Genomic DNA, 19,309 nt, shown 5'->3' with positions numbered 1-19,309 from the left:
CGTCGCCATCACCCCTATCTATATATAGAGAGCATAGAGAGGACCTCGCCATGACCACGCTGGGCATCATCAACCTGCCGCTCTTCATGCTGGCGGTGTTCCTGCTGAATGTGACGCCGGGGCCGGACACGGCCTACATCGTCGGGCGCAGTGTGTCGCAGGGGCGTATGGCGGGGCTGATGTCGGCGCTGGGCGTGTCGGCCGGGTGCTGCGTGCACGTGCTGGCGGTGGCCTTTGGACTGACGGCGCTGCTGGCCGCGTCCACCGTGGCCTTCACCGTCATCAAGGTGGTGGGGGCGGCCTACCTGATCTACCTGGGTGGCCGCATGCTGCTGGCGCCGCCCGAGCGCGACGACACCTCTGTCGAGGCCGAAACCCCCGAGCAGACCGCCGCTGCCAAGCGCCCGCGCCCGCTCAAGGCGTTGTTCATGCAGGGCTTTCTCACCAATGTGCTGAACCCGAAGGTGGTGCTGTTCTTCCTGTCGTTCTTCCCGCAGTTCGTCGATCCGCATGCCAGCCACAAGGCGGCGGCGTTCGTGGCGCTGGGCGTGGTGTTCATCGCCATGTCGACAGTGTGGAACAGCATGGTCGCGTGGGTGGCCGCCAGCGTTACACGCAGCGTGGCGGGCAAGCCGGGCATCAAGCGCTGGCTTGATCGCGTGGTCGGCACGGCGTTCATTGGACTCGGTGCGCGGTTGGCATTCACCACTCGTTGACGAAGCAACCGTCATCTGCGACGAAATATCGCGCAACTCCTTGAATTTTCAGGGGTTGCCGTGATCTAAGAAACTCCCAACCCACCAATAACAGGAGCCACGCCCCCATGTTCAACTGGATCAAGACCTTCATGCTGATGGCAGCGATCACCGCGCTGTTCATCGTCATCGGCGGCATGATCGGCGGACGCAGCGGGATGATGCTGGCGCTGCTGTTTGCGCTGGGCATGAATTTCTTCTCGTACTGGTTCTCCGACAAGATGGTCCTGCGCATGTATAACGCGCAGGAAGTCAACGAGACCAGCGCGCCGCAGTTCTATCGCATGGTGCAGGAGCTGGCGGGCCGTGCCGGCCTGCCGATGCCGCGCGTCTACCTCATCCAAGAAGACCAGCCCAACGCCTTTGCCACCGGCCGCAACCCGGAGCACGCTGCCGTGGCGGCCACCACCGGCATCCTCAACATCCTCTCCGAGCGCGAACTGCGCGGGGTGATGGCGCACGAGCTGGCGCACGTGCAGCACCGCGACATCCTGATCTCCACCATCTCGGCCACCATGGCCGGTGCGATCTCGGCGCTGGCCAACTTTGCGGTGTTCTTCGGCGGGCGCGACAGCGAGGGGCGGCCGGCCAACCCGATCGCTGGGATTGCCGTGGCGATCCTCGCCCCGCTGGCAGCGGCGATGATCCAGATGGCGATCTCCCGCGCGCGCGAGTTTGAAGCCGACCGCGGCGGCGCCACGATCAGCGGCGACCCGCAAGCATTGGCGTCGGCACTGGACAAGATCCACCGCTATGCCGCTGGTATCCCGTTTGCCGCTGCCGAGGCGCACCCGGCCACCGCGCAGATGATGATCATGAACCCGCTGCACGGCGGCGGCCTGGCCAACCTGTTCAGCACGCACCCGGCCACGGAAGAGCGCATCGCGCGCCTGATGCAGATGGCGCAGACCGGTCAGTATCCGAGTTAAGCGAGCGCTTCCTTTATACTTCCGCAGTCCGCACGAGCCCGCCCATCGCGGGCTCGTTGCATTTGTATCGCCCCTTCATCCGCCTGATTTCCGCTGCTCCGATGCGCCTGCCGCCCGATTCCCTCGCCCACGCCTTGTCACTTGCCGCCGTTGCGATGGGCAAGCTGCGGCAAGGCACAGCGTTGCCGCAGGCCATTGATGCCGTCTGCCAGGGCCAACCCGCACCGGTGCGTGGCGCCGTGCAGGATCTCGCTTACCGCGCCACGCGCTGGCTCGGCAGCACCGACTGGCTGATCCGCACGTTGATCCCGCGCCCGCCCGCCGAAGGCGCCGCCAATCTGCTGCGCGTGGCGCTCGCGCAATTGCTGGATGATCCGCCGCCGTACGCCCCCTTCACCGTGGTCGATCAGACGGTGCGCGCCGCCTCGGCCGACCCGAAGCTCGCGCATGGCAAGGGCATGATCAACGGCGTGCTGCGGCGTTTCCTGCGCGAACAAGGCCAACTCGTCGCGGCCATGCAGGCCGACCCGGTGGCCGCCACCAACTACCCGCAATGGTGGATCGATGCTGTGCGCAGCGCCTATCCCGATACGTGGCAAGACATCCTCGCCGCCGGCAACCGCCGCCCGCCGATGGTGTTGCGCGTGAACCCGCGCCGCGTTGCAGTCGATGCCTACCTCTCCCAACTGGACGAGGCCGGCATCGACGCCGAGCGCATCGGCGAGCAGGCCGTGCGCCTGGCGCGTGCCGTACCGGTCGCCGAACTCCCCGGCTTTGCAGAAGGGGACGTCTCGGTGCAGGACGCCGGCGCGCAACTGGCTGCAGTACTGCTCGACGTGGTACCGGGCCAGCGCGTGCTGGACGCCTGCGCCGCACCCGGTGGCAAGACCGGCCATCTGCTGGAACTGGCCGACAACCTGGACGTGGTGGCACTCGAATCGGACGCCGCACGCGCCGTGCGCATCAACGAGAATCTCGCGCGCCTGTCCCAGACCGCTACCGTTTGCGTGGGCGACGCCGCCCAGCCCGACACCTGGTGGGACGGCCGCGCGTTCGACCGCATCCTCGCCGACGTACCGTGCTCGGCTGCCGGCATCGTGCGGCGCCACCCGGACATCCGCTGGCTGCGCCGTCCGGCCGATCTCAAGGCGCTGGCCACCCTGCAGCGCGACATCGTGCGCGCCCTATGGGCATGCCTCGCGCCCGGTGGCAAGCTGGTTTATGTCACGTGTTCGATTTTCCCGACGGAGGGCGAAACGCAAGCCCGATGGTTTGAAAGCCATCTCGAAGATGCGATACGATTGCACGCGCCCGGCCAGTTGCTGCCAGCCTCGCCCAATGCGGCGTCGGCGAGCAGCTTCATCCCGGGTGTCTCGCCACTGCCGCTCGACCACGACGGCTTCTTTTACGCGGTGTTCCAGAAACGGCCCTGATGCGACGACCGTTGTGACTGTCTTCCTCCGCCCATCGCTCCAGCTGCTGCCCGCCCGATTCCGGCAGATGCTGCACCGGCTTGTCGTACTGGGCATGCTGTGCCTGTTGTGGCCGACAGCGCCGTCCGCACAAACCATCGAAGTCAACCGCGCCCAACTGGAATACGCCGACGGCGGCTGGAACCTCACCGCCGATTTCGACTTCGATCTGCCCAGCAACCTCGAAGAAGCGGTTAACAAAGGCATCGCGCTGTATTTTCTTGTCGAGTTCGAGCTGATCCGCCCGCGCTGGTACTGGTTCGATGACCACGCCGTCAGCGCCACGCGCGTGGTGCGCCTGTCCTACCATCCGCTAGCGCGCCAGTACCGGGTATCGACCGGCGGCCTGCAAGTGCCGTTCTCGCGCCTGAAAGACGCGGTCGACTTCATGCAGCACGTGCGCGGCTGGCGCGTGTTCGAACGTGGCGCCGTCAAGACCGGTGAAACCGTGCAAGCCCAAGTCCGCATGCGCCTGGACGTGACGCAGTTGCCCAAGCCGTTCCAGATCAACGCCGTCAATACGCGCGACTGGAACCTTGCTTCCGAATGGAAGCAGTTCAGCTTCCTGGTGCCGAACGAACCTGCATCGCCACCGTCGGCACCGCCTGCACCGCCGGTCTCAGCACCCGCTGCCAGCGCACCCACGTCGTCAACGCCCGCACCGGGCCTGTCGCCCAATCCGGGCTGGGGCATGAGCGCCGGCCCCGGCAACGCGGGTTCGCTGCTGGCGCCCGCCAAATGATCTTCGATCGCAGTTACAAGCGCCTGCTATATCAGGTGGTGGCGGGCACCATCGTCTTTCTGGCGATTGTGCTGGTGGGGCTGCTGGCCGCCGCCTCGGCCAACACCGAATTCTTCGATCGGTATTTCACGCTGCTCTACAAGGTCAACCTCGTCATTGGCGTGCTGCTGGTGGTGATCATCGGCGGGCTGATGCTGGCGCTGGCGCTGCGCGCGCGGCGCGGCAAGTTCGGTACGCGGCTGATGACCAAGCTGGCCGTGTTCTTTGGCGTGGTGGGCGTGCTGCCGGGCGTGCTGATCTATCTGGTGTCACTGCAGTTCGTCTCGCGCAGTATCGAGTCGTGGTTCGACGTGAAGGTCGAATCGGCGCTGGAGGCGGGGCTGAACCTCGGTCGCACGACCATGGACAGCGCGCTGGCCGACCTGCAGAACAAGGGCCGCCTGATTGCTGAACAGGTGGGCGACGGTTCCGCCTCGGCCACCGCCATCACGCTCAACCGCCTGCGCGAACAATTTGGCGTGCAGGAGGCGACCATCTTCACCGCCAATGGCCGCGTGGTGGCCACCGCATCGAGCACCTACGACACGCTCGTGCCGAGCCTGCCCGACCAGGCCATCCTAGAACAGGCGCGCGCACCCGGCGGCTACGCCAGCCTTGAAGGCGGCAGCGACAGCGAAGGCGACACCGGCCCCACGCCCTCCACACGCAGCAACAACCGTCACAACGATCTCTATCAACTGCGCGTGGTGGTGGCACTGGGCACGACCTCGCGCGAGGAACCCACGCTCGGGTCCAGCTCGCCGGCGCGCAAATGGGCCGGCACGGGCCTGCTGGCCGACCGCCGCTCGGAAGACGGCAACGGGGGCATCTCACGCGGCTTTGGCCTGACGGGAGAAACCGGCCGCGAAGAGCGCTTCCTGCAGCTCATACAACCGGTGCCGCAGGCGCTCGCCCGTAATGCGGACGCGGTCCAGCGCGCGTACCAGGAATACCAGGAGAAAGCGCTCGGCCGCACCGGCCTGCGCAAGATGTACATCGGCACGCTCACGCTCACGCTGTTCCTCGCGGTGTTCATCGCGGTGATGCTGGCATTGCTGCTGGGCGCACAGCTGGCACGACCGCTGCTGATGCTGCTGCAGGGCACGCGCGAGGTGGCCGAGGGCGATCTCTCGCCCAAGCGTGAGCTGCACACGCGCGACGAGCTCGGCGTGCTGACGCAGCAGTTCAACCAGATGACGCGCCAACTTGCCGACGCACGCCGCGCGGTGGAGCAGAACCGCGCAGCACTCGAGCAATCGAAGGCCTATCTTGAGAGCGTGTTGACCAACCTGACCGCAGGCGTCTTCGTGTTCGACCATCGTTTTGTCCTGCTGACTGCCAACCCCGGTGCCGAGCGCATCTTCAAGCAGCCGTTCGGCGCATGGGTCGGGCAGGGGCTGGCCAACATCGTGCCGCTGTCGGCCTTTGATCAGGTGGTCGAGCAGGCTTTCGCCGAGCAAGACGCAAGTGCCGCAGCCGGCGGTGCCGCAGCGCACTGGCAGAAGCAGGTGGAGATTCCGCTCGAAGATGAAGACGAGCCGCTCACGCTGCTGGTGCGCGGCACGCGCCTGCCGGGGCCGTCAGTGGGCGCGCACGGCACGGAGCGCGGTTACGTGGTGGTGTTCGACGACATCTCTGACGTGATCTCGGCGCAGCGTTCGGTAGCATGGGGCGAAGTCGCGCGCCGCCTGGCGCACGAGATCAAGAACCCGCTCACGCCAATCCAGCTCTCGGCCGAGCGCCTGGAGATGAAGCTCTCGCCCAAGCTGACCGACGCCGACGCCGAGGTGCTGCGCCGTGGCGCCACCACCATCGTCAACCAGGTCGCGGCGATGAAGCGCATGGTGGACGACTTCCGCGACTACGCGCGCACACCGCCCGCTGTACTACAGGAGCTGGACCTCAACGCGCTCGCCTCCGAGGTGCTGCACCTGTACGGCATCGATCACCCCAGCCAGCACGATCACCCCGTCATCGAGGTCAAGTTGGGCGAGGGATTGCCGTTGATCAAGGGCGACCCGACCCAGCTACGCCAGGTCATCCACAACCTGCTGCAGAACGCGCAGGACGCCGTGGCCGAGAACGAAAGCGCCGGAAGACCTGCCGCACATGTCATGTTGCAAACTGACACGGTAGAATACGACGACGCCTCGGGCGCGCGGCGGCAGGCCGTGCGGCTTGCGATCGCGGATAACGGCGGCGGGTTCTCTTCCCGCATCCTCAACCGCGCCTTCGAGCCGTACGTCACGACCAAAGCCAAGGGCACAGGATTGGGCTTGGCCATGGTAAAGAAAATCATGGACGAGCACGGGGCGCGCATCGAATTGCGCAACCGCCAATCGGGTCAATCGGGCACCGACACCGTCGGCGCCCAGGTTTCCATACTGTTCGTAAAACTTGCGTGACGCGGACGGCAATCCCGCCGCACACAGAGGAAAAGCATGGCCACCATCCTCGTTGTCGACGACGAAATGGGTATCCGGGAGTTGCTCTCCGAAATCCTCGGAGACGAAGGGCACGTTGTCGAAGTCGCCGAGAACGCGCAGCGCGCGCGTGAACACCGCGCGAACGCAACGCCCGACCTCGTCCTGCTCGATATCTGGATGCCGGATACCGACGGCGTCACGCTGCTCAAAGAGTGGGCATCGCAAGGCCTGCTGACCATGCCCGTCATCATGATGTCGGGCCACGCGACCATCGACACTGCCGTTGAAGCGACCAAGATCGGCGCGCTGAATTTCCTGGAGAAGCCCATCGCGCTACAAAAGCTGCTGGCTGCGGTGGAGCAGGGCCTGTCGCGCAGCAAGGAGAAGCCGCGCGCGGCGTCTCCGTTGGCAGCGCCGGCTGCGGGCGTGACCAGTGCCGCACCGAATGCCGCACTTGCGGGCGCACCCGCCACAGCCGACCGCGCCGACGCCAACGGTGTACCGGTCCGCGCAGCCGAGGGCGGCGGCATGCAGTTCTCGTTTGACATGCCGCTGCGTGAAGCGCGCGACCTGTTCGAGCGCGCCTACTTTGAATATCACCTGCAGCGCGAGGGCGGCAGCATGACCCGCGTGGCCGAGAAAACCGGCCTGGAGCGCACGCACCTGTACCGCAAGCTCAAGCAGCTGGGCGTTGAACTCTCGCGCAACAAGGGCGAGCCGACCGCCTGATTCAATCTCTTTTTCAACAGGGCTTGACGACAGGGGGCGAACCCTGCCATACTCGCCTTTCTGTTCTGGCCCGGTAGCTCAGTTGGTAGAGCAGCGGATTGAAAATCCGCGTGTCGGTGGTTCGATTCCGCCCCAGGCCACCAATATATTCAAGCACTTAGCCCAGTTTTTACGCTGGGCTAAGTGCTTTCTGGGCTGTGCTCTGACGTTTCTCTGTCAGCGCCACCGGTGGCCCACTGCGTTTGAATGCGCTCCGACGCGCATCCACGCCGCACATCGGCGGAAATCATCCCCCTCTGACGAAGCTATACGCAACTCCACTGACTTACGGAGTTGCAATGAATCAGCTGACACCCACCTCCGGCATCCGCCGGTCTGCCGCCGTCCTCGATGGAGGACACCATGGCTAAGCCGTTCCAGGAAGGCGCCGGCTGGGCCTACCGGCTGCGCGTCGCAGGCCAGGACCTCTACCGTTCCGGCTTCGACACCGAGGCCAGCGCCAAGCGCGACATGGAAGAGCGCAAGGTTGAACTGACCGGCGGCCCAGCACCGTCCGGCCTGGGTCCATATCGCACCAGCCTGGGCGCCGCCTTTTCAAATTACGCCTGCGAGCGCCTGCCTTTTCTTAAGGGCGCGCGGCAGGATGCCAATCGCATCAACAGCTATCTCCGCGCTCTGGGGCTGCCAGTTGTCCAATTGACACGTGCCGACCTGATGAAGGATGGCAAGCGTGTCTACTGGCAGGTGGCCTTGCACAAGGAGCCCGGCCGTACCATTCCCGCATCGCTGGCTGAACACCGAAAGAACCAGAGCCAAGCCAGCGGAGAGAGCGAACGGGTACGCAAGCACCTGGCGAGCATGATGATGGCCGAGGTGACGGCACATCACATCCAGCCGCTCATCAATGCGCTGCGAGCGGAAGGGAAAAAGGCGGCCACCATCCATCTCGAGCGCAGTGAGTTGCGCCGGCTCTTCAAGCACGCCAGCGCGGTCTGGAAATGGCGGCATGCCGGCGGCAATCCCGCGGGTGCCGGACTGGACATGCCAGCGATGGATGCCGGCCGTGACAGAGTCGTCACAAACGAGGAATGGCAACGCCTGTCGGTCGAACTGGCGAAATATCCCAACCCCCATGTCGCACCGCTCGCCTGCCTGATGCTCGAGACCGCCATGCGCTCATGCGAGCCCTTGATGCTGTTGCATTGGCGTCACGTGAATTGGCAACAGCGCGTGCTTGAACTTCCCGACGGTAAGGGCGGGGCACGGAAGGTCCCCCTGGGTCCGGGCGCTCTACATATTCTTGAGCAACTGAAAAATCACGCACCCACGCCACCCGCGCCAGACGACCAGGTTTTTCCCACGACCTATGAGGCAGTCAAGAAAGCTTGGGCGATTGCGCGCGAGCAGGCTGGCGTGGCAAACGTCGGAATGCACGACTTGCGCCATACCTCGGCGACGCGTTTCGCATTGCAGTTCAACGGCAACGTGCCGGCCCTGATGCTCATCACGGGCCACAAGACCGTTCAAATGGTCATGCGGTACGTCAACTTGAAGGCGACCGAGGTCGCCACGATGATGCACAACGAGGCGTTGGATACCCGTTATGTGGCGGCGGGGTATCAGAGGAGCGTCACGGAAGCGTTGGATGCCGTCTATGGGGCAAAACAGCAAACCGCATCGGTACCCGAGGGGAACCCGGCACATTTGCCCATCCTGGATGCCCAGGTGAAGCAGTCGGTCCGCGACGCGGACGACTGCGAAGCTGGAACAGCCGCAATGGCATCCAGCGCACCGCCGGCTTCCGGCTTGATGCGTCGGGGCAATATCGTCACGGTCGATTTTCGGCGGAGGGCTGCCTGATGCCGAGAAAACTTCAGATTCCATCCGTCGAATTGCAAACGGTCGAGTTCGTTCAGTCGGCTCGGGCGCAAGGGGTAGGCCACGAGACTCGACTGAGCGCCCGCGGCTTTCATGTCGCAATCGAATACGCGCCGTATTTGCCGGTACCGGATGTCGGTGAGTTCAACGGGGTGGTGGCAATTAGCGATGTGTATGTGCCGGTGCGCTATCGCCGTCGCGGCTGGTTCTCAGGCTATGTTGCATTGTGCGCATTGCTGGCAGACCAGGCGCTTATCATTGCCGACGCCTATGGACCGCTGCGTGAATCCCTCTTGCGTCAAGGCTTCGTCGAGGTGTTTTCAGACGTTTTGATACTGACAAAAAGTCGCTGCGCCGCTCCGGAGGAAAACGACGACCGAGGTGCTGCGCTCGCCGCTGTTAGGTAGACAGGGACGACCCGGCGATAGGTATGGCGCCCGATTCAATTGCTGTAGTGGCTGGCAAATTCAGAACGCGACCCTCGTGAGTTCGAGCCGGTCATGGTCGAGCGTCGAGACGATGACGTGCTGAGCCAGAATGCGAGCGTCCAGCTCGCGAATCTGCCGTGAGTAGCCTGAATCGTGAGCATGCGTCAGCTTCCGACGAAGACGTTGCCCAATAGTCTTTGCACTCGGTGTGGTCACAATGAAGTGCACGCGCGTCAGGGCGCCAGTCGGTTGTCGGAACATGGCCCGCATGCTGGCAATCATCTTGTCCAGGTCGCGTTCCCGGCGCCATGAATTTTCGACCTCAACCCATTCGAGGCCATCGGGCGCCTCCACCAGAAGGTCCGGGACCTTACACACTTCCTGGTCTTCGAAGTGGTAGGGGATGGAATGCAAGGGCGCTATCTTGGCGCGCACCTCCAGTTCCGACCAGGGCGCCAACTCTGGCGACTGAACCGTCAGCGCAACGAACACGCTATTGCATACCGTCCGGTGACTGTGCGCATGCCGGAGCCAGTGCCGTGCGTGGGTCTTTTCACCAGGAAGCGGTTCGCCCAGTTCGGACAGCCATGCCGCACCCTTGGCGTTCACCGCAACGAGCAACTCGCCAGTAACGCTGCCGCCATCTCGCTTGGTAACAACAAATCCTGCGTCACGAAGCCAGCGAAGCGTCCTGCCGGTCATCTTCACCGCACTCTCGGTGCAACTACCGTGAAGGTACTTGGCGAGTTGCCTCGTTGTTGCGTAACCCAGCCGCGCGAGCGCGAGCAGCGCGTCACGTCGGTAGTGTCGTCCTTGTTGTCGCTTGTCCATTGAATCCCCGAAGGTCTCATGTTCCTTCGTATAGCTCCAAAAATGGTCATGCGACTTTGGCACCTTCGTACGGCTGCCCGACTTTGCTACAAACATGAGAAGGGCTTGCGCCCGCGGCTGATTTTGCTGCTACCCGCTGATAGGGTTGCATCGCTCACCGACGTTACCGCTGGCCCATGTGCCTTCACTTATTCCTTGCGTGGGAACATCGATTCCTGGTAGCCGCGGTCAGCTGTCCGACCTTGCGCGCATGCCAACTTGCTCTCTGGCTGGCTCCGACCGACCATGCCCGCACACTGCCGACAACAAGTCTGCGTTCTGAAAACTGTCCGGTTTTGCTACGCGTCTTCGCGCCTACGGCGCTGCGCGGCCGGCGTTGCCGACCTTGCGGGAGAACGTACCGGGCTTCACGGGCTGGACGCCCTACCCGGTACTCGGCCCTAGTGGGCCGTCTCCCTGCGGCCCCTCGCGCGCTCGGGCAAATGGCCTTCTATTGCGCTCTCACTTCGTTCGAGCGACCCTCCATCAATGCGTCCTTCGAAGGCCATTTGCCCGACCGCGGTCGGGGCCGGGGAACTGTCGTTCCCCCACGAACAGGTCGGTGCTGGGGCACCTCACACCTAGCGGTGTGCCCTGTCCGCGGCTCCCCCTGAAGTGCACAGGCCGGCGTGGGCGCCGGCCTGCGACTTCGGCCGAGAGGCCTCCGTCGCCCTTCGGGTGCGACCGTCCAAATGGACGGTCATGGGTGGCCTGGACGGCCCCCTCTTAACGCTCCGGCAAAGTGCTTTCCAGACATCTCCCAATGTGTTGATGCCCACCTGCACCGCGACCGGCACCGAGAGGCCCACGGCCTCAGTTGAACTGAACGTCGTGGTACCAGTATCGGACGCGAGCGTATGCGTCTTCTGGGGGCAGAATGGCTGGCGGTAGAAGGTCCGCAGTCCCAGCCGCCAGCGCGCGGCCGTGCTTAATGAGGCGAAGTCGAGACAGAAGTCTGTTTCTTTCGGAGACGAGTTCCGTCGCGGTGCTGAACCATTGTTGCTCAACTCTCTCGACTGAGCGCGTTAGAACGGCCTCCTCATCGTCAAGCTCATTGGGGAGGAGTTGTGAGAAGTGCATCGCTACCGGGTAGTCAAGGGCGCAGGCTGCTGGAGCGAACAAGCTAAACTGTGCTTCCCGCCGGCCATAATCCCAATCAGCCCACCGATGGAAGCAGATGGCCCACATCCTTTTTGCCTCTTCCTGCCCAACCAACTGCGCGAACTTTGACAAGATGGAGGCTACGGCTGCCGCACTGCGCTTGGAGTAGCTGAGGTACAGAGTCTCAACAAACATTTCCCAGTTGGTCTCGCCAACTTGCGCTAGCACGCCCGGCAGTGCTGATGCCATCAAAGACTGCTCGTCAGGAGACCGAACCAGGGCATGCATCCAGCCTTTCCACGCAGAGGTTGGCGCGACTTGAATAAGAATCTGTTCGAGCAGACCGGACCAGTTACCGCCTTCGCGGTTGCATCGGTGAGCCTCTTCAAGTTGGTCGACAGCCAGAAACTTGAAGGAAACAAGCGGCACTTCGAGAGCCAGCTTAGGCGCGTCATCTTTAAGCACCAGGCGCACCTGCAGTGAAAAGTAAACGTCATCTCTATCATTTACGACTTTGGCGAGTCGGCGGCTATCCAGGCGCCACAGCAATACGATTGCAGCCCAAACTTCTCCGCCTGCTGCCGTCATCAAATGTGCGGAAGCACGATGAAGTTCGTCGTAGTTGTCGTCGACCGATGAGAGCTTAAAGTCGCCGGAAGCATAGGGATAACGACCCTTGTCACCTCCCCACGGACCGATTTCCGCATTGCTCAGCAAGGTCTGCAAGCCTTCGGAGAGGGTGTCACGCTTCAACTGAATTGCAATAGCTTCGAGCCCAGTTGAGCATGAATCCAGGGCGTTGATGGTCGCAAGAAGCGCTGCAAGCGATGCAAGCCCATGGTTTGGCTCCCATGCGCGCAAATCACTGATTACGGCACGGACCGCACTCTCCCACTTCTCGAGAGAGGCCGCTTCGAGTGCTCGTCCCAATGTCAGGGGTTGATGCAAAGGAGAGAATTCGGCCCATACGGCAGTCGCAAGGTTCTCGAATTCCGCTCGTGGCGCCTCGGCAGGGCAGTCAGTCAACGTCGCGACAAACTGCTCGAGTGCCGCTGGGCGTACTGATGACCCGTCACTGCATGCAGACTCGAATACCCGGCGAACGGCTTTCATCAAATTTTCGCTCATGGAGTTTTCCATACGAGGTGTTCGGGGCTGCCTAGTGCGTCCCATAGCTCCAAGAAGGCTTGTCGAATCAGTTCACCGTCCGAAACCTGCTGCAAAATATGATGCTGGCGGCCAAGGCTATTAACAGACGTCCCCAGTGACCAGGCTACTGCTCCTGCTGATGCTCTAGGAAAAATCAAGAAACGGTCATGGAACGACCAGCCTGCACTCCCTATTCGAACACGGAACTCAAGCTTCAGTCCTTCGCCGTTTCCTTTGGACTGCTCAATTAGGCTGACTTGTTCTTCCTTCCACGAGGGGGAAGCAGGTGCCTGAGCGGATGGAATGAGGGCGCCCCTGGTGGTTGTTCCCGCGCAATCAGATTCATTTCCTATCTGAGCGCGTTCCCGTGGGGGCGTAGACGCGGAACTCAGCGCTCGCAAATCCGCGTCGCGCCATGGGCAGAAGAACAGGGTATGCAGCACGTCGTCCGCACTGAGGAAAGGGTCCCAAAGCCACGCTCCGTTGGTGCCGTGTTGGCGTAGCAGCCAACGGATGTCCGCTAGCGCCTCCGCTCTGCCAGCGCCGGAAGGCCCTCCATATTGAACAAATTCTTTGCGACTCTGCAGCGCGTGCAGGCTCTCTCTGAACACCCTGGCCGAACGCCAAGGCTCCCGCGGATTGGGGTGCGGGCGGTCGGGATTGTCGGGGGCTGGTTCGATGACGACTGCCTGCTTGGTTGGCTGGCATTGTTCAGCGGATGTGGTGGGCTCGAGAAACTCACGAGTCGCCGGGATAAGCACTCGGCTGGTCACACTTATGTCGCCGCCTAGGAATGCCGTCTGTGCCGATGCCCCAACAATCAAGCGGTTGATGTCATCCCATATGACATAGCGCGCTCCCATACGCTTTGAATGTAGGGGGAATTTCGCTGTTTGTGATGTGGACTGAATGCCCACCGCCGCAGAGGTGAAGTCCTCTATGGTCGCGTCTTCATAGACTTCCCACGATACCCGCAGCGGACGAGGGGGCACAGCAGGGTGCCAGAGAGGCTCCAATGCAAAGCCATCGGCTTGATTTCGCCCGAATTTCGTGACGGTCGCTGTGACAGGCAATTGGATGAGCACGTTACCAAGACGGTCAGACAGGCCGTCAAGACCAACCGGAGCATAGGGGCGAATCAGCTTCGCAAGTTCGGTAAGTAACTTTGGCCTATCGAAAAGGAATTGGAGCGCCAGCTTTTCTCTGTCGAACAGCTCGAGAACATGCGAACCATCGAAGAAGTTATTTTTGAGCACGCCATTCCAAGCGTGTGTTTGGAAGGTATCGGATGGAACGAACTGGGGAGGGATTGCAGTGAGCCTCCCTACTTTCAGCGCGGACGCTCCAATCTTCCACTCGGCTGTTTCCCCCAGGCGTCTAAGCGCATCAACGAGCTGGCTAGGCGCAATACGAGACCGCGCAATACCAAGTTTCCATTTGGTTGACGTTAGCGGGATTGGCTTGTCGTTGAGGAAGCCTGGGCCAGGTGAGTTCACCGACGGTGGCTCTTCCGGTTCCGCTACGAGCAAGGTCAAAATATTTGTTGGTGGACCGTCCCTCTCGAATCCGAAAATCTCTGTAATTTCAAAGCTACCGTAGGTCCCAATCAATCCTGGAGTCAGTAGCTTTTCCAAATGAACTATTTGGTCGTTGAATCCCCAAGTCATTAACACTCTCTGTGGGTTGTCTTCGGATTCATCATGGTGCCCGCGTCAGCCGCACACAGTTGATGGGATAGCCTCCTCCAAGCATGGCGAAGTTAGCTTGTTGATTTGCACCGAATCCTGACCCAGGATTTGCATCGAAAACTGACCCACCCCAAAGGCTGTTAGGTGTCGCTTTGTGCGGGTTGTTTGGCGGTGCGTTTCTCCTTCTTGGGCTGGGTGGTGCTGTGCTTGAAACGATAGCTATCGTTGCCGGTTTCAACAATGTGGCAGTGGTGCGTGAGGCGATCCAATAGCGCGGTGGTCATCTTGGCGTCCCCGAAGACGCTGGACCATTCGCCGAAGCTCAGGTTGGTGGTGATGACGAGGCTGGTGCGCTCGTAGAGCTTGCTGATCAGGTGGAACAGCAATGCGCCGCCGGTCTGGCTGAACGGCAGATAGCCCAGCTCATCGAGGATCACCAGGTCGGCATACATGAGTCGCGTGGCCAGGTGTCCCGGCTTGCCTGAGACCTTCTCCAGTTCCAACGCGTTGACGAGCTCCACGGTCGAGAAGAAGCGCACTCGACGGTGATGGTGCTCCACGGCCTGCACGCCGATGGCGGTGCCGAGATGGGTCTTGCCCGTACCTGGGCCGCCGACCAGCACGATGTTGTGCGCCGACTCGAGGAACTCGCAGCGGTGAAGCTGCCGCACCAGTGCTTCGTTGGCCTCGCTGCAACTGAAGTCGAAGCCGGTCAGGTCTCGGTAGGCTGGGAAGCGCGCCACCTTCATCTGATAGGCCAGCGAGCGCACCTCGCGCTCGGTGAGCTCGGCCTTGAGCAGACGCGACAGGATGGCCACGGCCGACTGGTAGGCCGGCGAGTCCTGCGCCGCCAGGTCGCCCAGCGCTTGTGCCATGCCGTGCAGCTTCAACGACTTGAGCATCTCCAACATGACTTCATGCTGCATGATGCACCTCCCGATCTCGCAAGCTGTCGTAGCGGCCGACGTTGGCCTGCGGTTCGACGTGCAGCGCCAGTGCCTGTGGTGAGGTGATCGGTGCCACGGGCTCGCCTTCCAGGAGGCGGCTGAGGATGTTCAGGATGGTTTGCTTGGACGGGGCACCCGCCTCCAGTGCGAGCTCCACCGCAGTGAGCACGGCCTGTTCGTCGTGCAACAGCACCAGCGCCAGGATCTCGACCATCTCGCGATCGCCACCAGGGCGTTTGAGCAGTGTGGATTGCAGGCGTCGGAAGCCCTCTGGCAGTTCGGCGAACGGTGCGCCGTTACGCAGCGCACCGGGCTTACGCTGCAGCACCGCGAGGTAGTGGTGCCAGTCATAGATTGTGCGCCCCGGAAGATGGCTACGGTCGATGTGCCGCACGTGCTCGGCAATCACCTGGCCTTCGGCCACGAACACGAGCCGATTGGCATAGACGCGCAGACTGATGGGCCGGTTGGCAAACGACGCCGGTACGCTGTAGCGGTTGCGCTCGAAGGTCACCAGGCAGGTTGGTGAGACGCGCTTGGTGTGCTCCACAAAGCCATCGAACGGCTGCCCCACGGGCATCAGGTGTGGCCGCTCCAGCGACCAGGCCTCCCAGAGGGTCATGTCCAGCTCAGGATGGCGGGTCTGCTGCCACAGCCGTACGCACTGGTCGGCCAGCCAGTCATTAAGTGCCGCCAGAGAGCCGAATGCAGGGATGCGTTGCCAGATGCGGTGACGGCTGTCCTGCACGTTCTTCTCTATCTGCCCCTTCTCCCAGCCCGAGGCCGGGTTACAGAACTCGGCGTCGAACAGGTAGTGGCTGACCATGGTGCTGAAGCGCAAGTTGACGTCACGCAACTTGCCCAGGCGCACGCGATCCACGGCGGTCTTCATGTTGTCGTAGATGCCGCGACGCGGGATACCGCCCCAGGCCACAAAGGCGTGGTGATGGGCATCGAACAGCATCTCGTGGGTCTGCAGCAGATACGCGCGCAGGAAGAATGCGCGGCTGTGGCTGAGCTTGAACTGAGCCACTTGCAGCTTGGTGCGCTCGCCGGCGATGACCGCCCAGTCCTCGCTCCAGTCGAACTGGAAGGCCTCACCCTCTGCGAAGCGCAGTGGGATAAAGGTGCCTCGCCCCGACGTGCGGGCTTGCTCCTGTTGCTCCTGGCGCCAGCGGCGAGCGAATGCGGCAACGCGATCGTAGGAGCCGGTGAAGCCCAAGGCACACAGATCAGTGTGGATCTGCTTGAGTGTGCGCCGTTGCTTGCGTGGCTTGTTGGCCTCGGTCTTGAGCCAAGCGGAGAGCTTGGCGGCATGGCCGTCGAGCTTGCTCGGACTCTGCCGTGCAGGATAGGCCGGTGCCGTGGTGTCAGCGCGCAGATAGCGCCTGACCGTGTTCCTGGAGATGCCCAGGCGTCTGGCGATCTCGCGCAGCGGGATCTGGTCGCGAAGATGCCAGCGTCGAATGATGCTCAGTATGGCCACGTCGATCACTCCGATCTCCCGCTCGTTGCCGAGCGGGACAGTGTTCTATACGTGGGTCAACATTCGATGCAAAAACCTACCTCGGGTGGGTCAGGATTCCGTGCAAATCAACACTCCTTCGTCCAGCGTTTTTTCGTTTCCGGGATAAGTCTGTTGCACTTGTTCCAATCTTTTTGACAAGTTCAGCGAACCGGGCGGTCGATGCCGGTGTGGTACTCGGTCGGGCAACGACCGTTGATGCTTGAGGCAACATGGGCACACTTCGTTGGCGTGCCGCGTCAGCTGAATAGCTGTGTCCTGGGTGCTACAAGAAATGTCTGTCCTCCGCGAGCTGAGCGGCGGGATGGGCTACTTCCGCGCCTATACTCATTTGACAGCGAGTAAAGACGCGCCATGGGCGCACCTGCCCCGGTTCCCGCCGGGGCCTTTTACATTGGGTGCGCGTGGTCTGGGCTTACTGGTGGCGTTCGGTCGCGACCTGGTCGGCCACAGACGGTTGTCCGCCAGATGAGGGCTGGCCAGGGGTCGACAGCGGGGTCTCCACTGCGCTGGACTGGCCCTTCGTATTCAACCAAGACTCAACGTCCGCAGGACGAAATCGAAGCAGATGGCCCAGCTTGATGGCCCTGGGAAGGTCTCCGCCAGTGGAGTGGCGGTTGTAGATAGTTTGCTCGGCCAGCCCAATGTGGATGGCGAGCGCCTTTGGAAAGAGAAGCTGCTGCATGAGTCACGGTACTGAGTTCGCAGTCACATGACTGCATTCAGTATAAACATGCGTTACCCCCAACTACCGCGACACCCTGTAGAAACAGAGCAAAAAAAGGTATTGGCACGCGGAAGCGGCAACGTATGGAAAAACCATCCCGCCTTGCCGGCATCGACTTCTGCCAAAATGCTTCAGGTGCTTCGCTCAACCGCCAACCCCTGTCAACGATATTTATGACCATCGCCGATTCGCTCGCTGACCTGCTGAAGACCCACGGCTCTGGCCCCTTCCTTTTTGCCGGCTCCGGACTGTCCAGGAGGTATTTGGGCCTTGAGGATTGGAGCGGGCTCCTGCGTAGATTTTGTCAACACATCAAGCCGTACGAGTACTACCTCTCATCCGCCAACGGTAGTCTCCCGCTGGTAGCAGGACTAATGGCCGAAGATTTCCATGAGGCATGGTGGAGCCACCATGACTACGCGCAGAGCAGGGAGAAGCACCATACAAAAATCGCAGAGCGCACAGGCCCATTGCGAGTAGAAATCTGCGACTACTTAAAAAGCGTCAAATTTTCTGACCATGCGAAAGGGCAATACGCCGACGAAGTTGCAGCGCTCAGCCGCCTGAATGTCGATGGAATCATAACCACCAACTGGGATACTTTTCTACAATCTCTTTTCCCGGATTACAGAGTCTACGTCGGACAGGACGAGTTGTTATTTTCGAATCCGCAATCCATTGGCGAAATTTACAAAATCCATGGTTGCGTTAATACACCTCGCAGCCTTGTACTGACGCAGCATGATTACAAGGATTTCAACGAGCGCAACGCTTATCTTGCCGCCAAGCTAATTACCATCTTCGTCGAGCACCCAGTAATTTTCATGGGGTATTCACTCAATGACGAGAACATCATAGGCTTGCTCCGCGCAATATGTGCCTGCATTGGGCAAGATAAGCTGCAACAGCTAAATAACAATCTCATTTTTGTTCAACGCTCGAAGGATGGAACTGATTCAATATCGCAGACAGTCATCGCCCTGGAGCATGTGCAAATACCGATTACGTTGATACAGGCGACATCATTCGTTGGCGTCTACGAGGCCATCGAGGCAACTAAGCGAAAGATTCCAGCGCGAGTTCTCCGATATTGCAAGGAGCAACTCTATGAGCTAGTCAAAACAACCGACCCACAGGGAAAACTGGTTGTAGTCGACGTGGATAGCGTGGAAGGAAAGGATGACATTGAATTCGTTGTCGGTGTAGGTGTAGCGGCGGAACTACAAGAGCAAGAACGGACCCAACTTGGTGACGTCGGGTATACGGCCATCACGACAGCGGACATCTATCATGACCTGGTGCACAGAGATAAGGGATACGAAGCCAGTAGGGTGTTGCAGGAGACGTTACCGAGACTATCAAAGAGTCTGAAGTTCCTGCCCATCTTCTTCTTGCTACGCGCTGCGGGAATCAATAGTCAGGCAGAGTACGACGCCTCAGGTTTTGAAGCAGACAAGTACGTCAATCTGACGCCACTCGACTTTCAAACGAGAGCCCTGGCCAAAGGCTACAGACGCAACTACCGGGACCTCACTGTTGCTGAAATGATAGAAAGGCTGACCCCTGAGATTGTTGCTCAGTACCTGCCTTTCGCTCAGTGGTCCAAGGAAGACTATCCAAAGATTCAAGATTTTCTTACGAACCACTCTGACCGATTCGCAACGGGAGCATACGCCACGGCATTCCGGAAGTTGGCGTGCCTTTACGACCGCGCGACATACGGTTGGGAGTGACAACTACGCTGCTCGTCATTTGCCCCATGGAGGGTCAAGCACCGCGATAAAGTGCAAAGGGGTTCTCCGGTCATTCAAAAAACGATTGCTTCCTGGACGTACACGAAATCATTACCGCCACGCCGAGCTATACCCTTTCAGATGTTCAACATTTCTTCCAGAAATCAACAT

14 protein-coding genes and 1 tRNA gene are annotated in these 19,309 nt (G+C 61.2%); 10 read left to right on the top strand and 5 right to left on the bottom strand.

What is annotated here, in order from left to right:
- Positions 1–50 precede the first annotated feature (50 nt).
- The 9 genes from V6657_RS17630 to V6657_RS17590 all read left to right on the top strand — a co-directional run bounded on the left by V6657_RS17630 (position 51) and on the right by V6657_RS17590 (position 9,377).
- On the top strand, positions 51–716 hold the full coding sequence (locus tag V6657_RS17630; RefSeq protein ID WP_048934340.1) for a LysE family translocator: 666 nt from the start codon (positions 51–53) through the stop codon (positions 714–716).
- A 107-nt stretch (positions 717–823) separates the two neighbouring features.
- Positions 824–1,684 (top strand): zinc metalloprotease HtpX, encoded by an 861-nt coding sequence (gene htpX, locus V6657_RS17625; RefSeq protein ID WP_048934339.1) that lies wholly within the window; start codon positions 824–826, stop codon positions 1,682–1,684.
- A 101-nt stretch (positions 1,685–1,785) separates the two neighbouring features.
- Positions 1,786–3,117: a 16S rRNA (cytosine(967)-C(5))-methyltransferase RsmB gene (gene rsmB, locus V6657_RS17620; protein ID WP_048934338.1), complete on the top strand. Its 1,332-nt coding sequence runs from the start codon at positions 1,786–1,788 to the stop codon at positions 3,115–3,117.
- Between the two features lie 13 nt (positions 3,118–3,130).
- Positions 3,131–3,898 carry a DUF4390 domain-containing protein gene (locus tag V6657_RS17615; protein ID WP_048934337.1) on the top strand — a complete coding sequence of 256 codons (768 nt, stop codon included), beginning with the start codon at positions 3,131–3,133 and terminating at the stop codon, positions 3,896–3,898.
- Positions 3,895–6,342, top strand: a complete 2,448-nt coding sequence (locus V6657_RS17610; protein WP_048934336.1) for a PAS domain-containing sensor histidine kinase — start codon at positions 3,895–3,897, stop codon at positions 6,340–6,342. The genes V6657_RS17615 and V6657_RS17610 overlap by 4 nt, the downstream gene beginning before the upstream one ends.
- Positions 6,343–6,378: 36 nt before the next feature.
- A complete protein-coding gene (locus V6657_RS17605; RefSeq protein ID WP_048934335.1) occupies positions 6,379–7,092 on the top strand; it encodes a response regulator in 714 nt (237 codons plus the stop codon).
- 67 nt (positions 7,093–7,159) lie between these two features.
- A tRNA-Phe gene (locus V6657_RS17600) sits at positions 7,160–7,235 on the top strand.
- A 259-nt stretch (positions 7,236–7,494) separates the two neighbouring features.
- Positions 7,495–8,952 carry a site-specific integrase gene (locus V6657_RS17595; protein ID WP_048934334.1) on the top strand — a complete coding sequence of 486 codons (1,458 nt, stop codon included), beginning with the start codon at positions 7,495–7,497 and terminating at the stop codon, positions 8,950–8,952.
- Positions 8,952–9,377, top strand: coding sequence for a hypothetical protein (locus V6657_RS17590; protein WP_048934333.1), 426 nt, complete (start codon positions 8,952–8,954; stop codon positions 9,375–9,377). Before V6657_RS17595 ends, V6657_RS17590 begins: the two co-directional genes overlap by 1 nt.
- Before the next feature lie 60 nt (positions 9,378–9,437).
- Here the strand turns inward: V6657_RS17590 and V6657_RS17585 are convergent, their stop codons facing one another.
- The 5 genes from V6657_RS17585 to istA form a co-directional block, all read right to left on the bottom strand.
- Positions 9,438–10,229 (bottom strand): hypothetical protein, encoded by a 792-nt coding sequence (locus tag V6657_RS17585; protein ID WP_137884776.1) that lies wholly within the window; start codon positions 10,227–10,229, stop codon positions 9,438–9,440.
- Between the two features lie 852 nt (positions 10,230–11,081).
- The gene (locus V6657_RS17580) at positions 11,082–12,497 is read right to left on the bottom strand and encodes a hypothetical protein (protein WP_048934331.1); all 1,416 of its coding nucleotides are present in this window, start codon (positions 12,495–12,497) and stop codon (positions 11,082–11,084) included.
- A complete protein-coding gene (locus tag V6657_RS17575) occupies positions 12,494–14,185 on the bottom strand; it encodes a VPA1262 family N-terminal domain-containing protein (protein WP_048934330.1) in 1,692 nt (563 codons plus the stop codon). Before V6657_RS17575 ends, V6657_RS17580 begins: the two co-directional genes overlap by 4 nt.
- Positions 14,186–14,346: 161 nt before the next feature.
- Positions 14,347–15,132, bottom strand: a complete 786-nt coding sequence (istB, locus tag V6657_RS17570) for an IS21-like element helper ATPase IstB (RefSeq protein ID WP_004630242.1) — start codon at positions 15,130–15,132, stop codon at positions 14,347–14,349.
- Entirely contained in the window at positions 15,122–16,648 is a 1,527-nt protein-coding gene (istA, locus tag V6657_RS17565) for an IS21 family transposase (protein WP_012760797.1), read from the bottom strand. Before istA ends, istB begins: the two co-directional genes overlap by 11 nt.
- An 840-nt stretch (positions 16,649–17,488) precedes the next feature.
- Between istA and V6657_RS17560 the strand changes: the two genes are divergently transcribed.
- Complete coding sequence (locus V6657_RS17560) at positions 17,489–19,138, top strand: SIR2 family protein (RefSeq protein WP_248694767.1); 1,650 nt, start codon at positions 17,489–17,491, stop codon at positions 19,136–19,138.
- Positions 19,139–19,309 lie beyond the last annotated feature (171 nt).

Source organism: Ralstonia sp. RRA (genome assembly GCF_037023145.1).
Taxonomy (GTDB): Bacteria; Pseudomonadota; Gammaproteobacteria; order Burkholderiales; family Burkholderiaceae; genus Ralstonia.
This window is presented reverse-complemented; position numbering and strand designations above follow the sequence as displayed.

Bases quoted from the DNA above. Each gene is read 5' to 3' on its own strand.
- istB (WP_004630242.1), bottom strand. From the start codon at position 15,132: ATGCAGCATGAAGTCATGTTGGAGATGCTCAAGTCGTTGAAGCTGCAC.
- V6657_RS17595 (WP_048934334.1), top strand. From the start codon at position 7,495: ATGGCTAAGCCGTTCCAGGAAGGCGCCGGCTGGGCCTACCGGCTGCGC.
- V6657_RS17580 (WP_048934331.1), bottom strand. From the start codon at position 12,497: ATGAGCGAAAATTTGATGAAAGCCGTTCGCCGGGTATTCGAGTCTGCA.
- V6657_RS17560 (WP_248694767.1), top strand. From the start codon at position 17,489: ATGGAAAAACCATCCCGCCTTGCCGGCATCGACTTCTGCCAAAATGCT.
- htpX (WP_048934339.1), top strand. From the start codon at position 824: ATGTTCAACTGGATCAAGACCTTCATGCTGATGGCAGCGATCACCGCG.
- rsmB (WP_048934338.1), top strand. From the start codon at position 1,786: ATGCGCCTGCCGCCCGATTCCCTCGCCCACGCCTTGTCACTTGCCGCC.
- V6657_RS17575 (WP_048934330.1), bottom strand. From the start codon at position 14,185: ATGACTTGGGGATTCAACGACCAAATAGTTCATTTGGAAAAGCTACTG.
- V6657_RS17630 (WP_048934340.1), top strand. From the start codon at position 51: ATGACCACGCTGGGCATCATCAACCTGCCGCTCTTCATGCTGGCGGTG.
- V6657_RS17605 (WP_048934335.1), top strand. From the start codon at position 6,379: ATGGCCACCATCCTCGTTGTCGACGACGAAATGGGTATCCGGGAGTTG.
- V6657_RS17590 (WP_048934333.1), top strand. From the start codon at position 8,952: ATGCCGAGAAAACTTCAGATTCCATCCGTCGAATTGCAAACGGTCGAG.
- V6657_RS17585 (WP_137884776.1), bottom strand. From the start codon at position 10,229: ATGGACAAGCGACAACAAGGACGACACTACCGACGTGACGCGCTGCTC.
- V6657_RS17610 (WP_048934336.1), top strand. From the start codon at position 3,895: ATGATCTTCGATCGCAGTTACAAGCGCCTGCTATATCAGGTGGTGGCG.